At 64.6% G+C, this 1,334-nt stretch carries 1 protein-coding gene; it reads left to right on the top strand.

What is annotated here, in order from left to right; genetic code table 11:
- Positions 1 to 1,334 (top strand): CoA-acylating methylmalonate-semialdehyde dehydrogenase (locus AC3WLF_RS31300; protein WP_492359308.1); only part of this gene is annotated, 1,334 nt, incomplete at both ends.

A 1,334-nucleotide genomic window follows, 5' to 3' on the forward strand; every position in this document is an offset into this window, starting at 1 on the left:
GCATTCCCCGCCTGGGCCGACACCCCGCCGCTGCGCCGCGCGCGCATCCTGTTCAAGTTCAAGGAGCTGCTCGACCAGCACCACGACGACCTGGCCGCGCTGATCACGCGCGAGCACGGCAAGGTGTTCTCGGACGCAAAAGGCGAAGTCACGCGCGGCATCGAGGTGGTGGAATTTGCCTGCGGCATCCCCAACCTGCTCAAGACCGACTTCACCGACAACATCGGCGGCGGCATCGACAACTGGAACCTGCGCCAGCCGCTGGGCGTGGTGGCCGGCATCACGCCGTTCAACTTCCCGGTGATGGTGCCGATGTGGATGTTCCCGGTGGCGATCGCCTGCGGCAATACCTTCGTGCTGAAGCCGTCGGAACGCGATCCGTCGCCGAGCCTGCTGATTGCCGACCTGCTGCGCCAGGCGGGATTGCCCGATGGCGTGTTCAACGTGGTGCAGGGTGACAAGGAAGCGGTCGATGCACTGCTGGCGCATCCGGATGTGCAGGCGCTGTCGTTCGTCGGTTCGACGCCGATTGCGGAGTACATCTATACGGAAGGCACCAAGCACGGCAAGCGCGTGCAGGCATTGGGCGGCGCCAAGAACCATCTTGTGGTGATGCCCGATGCGGATCTCGACCAGGCGGTCGATGCGCTGATCGGTGCCGCGTATGGTTCTGCCGGCGAACGCTGCATGGCGATCTCGGTCGCCGTGGCCGTGGGCGATGTCGCCGACAAGCTCGTGCCGCGGCTCGCCGAACGCGCCAGCTCGCTGAAGATCCGCAACGGCATGGAGTCCGACGCCGAAATGGGTCCGCTGGTAACCGCTGCGCACAAGGCGAAGGTGGAGGGCTATATCGCCAAGGGCGTGGAAGAGGGCGCGACGCTGGTCACGGATGGCCGCGGTCATACCGTACCCGGCCATGAGAACGGCTTCTATGTCGGCGGCACGCTGTTCGACCACGTCAAGCCGGACATGACGATCTACAAGGAAGAGATCTTCGGCCCGGTGCTGTCGGTAGTGCGCGTGCATGACTTTGCCGAAGCGGTGGCGCTGATCAATGCGCATGAGTACGGCAACGGCGTATCGTGCTATACCAGCGACGGCGGCATCGCGCGTGCATTCGCGCGGCAGATTCAGATCGGCATGGTCGGCATCAACGTGCCGATCCCGGTGCCGATGGCGTGGCACTCGTTTGGCGGCTGGAAGCGCTCGCTGTTCGGTGACCACCATGCCTATGGCGAGGAGGGCGTGCGTTTCTACACGCGCTACAAGAGCGTGATGCAGCGCTGGCCGGATTCGATCGCCAAGGGCGCTGAGTTCACCATGCCGGTGGCGAA

The organism is Cupriavidus sp. FW306-01-F10A (assembly GCF_058782785.1).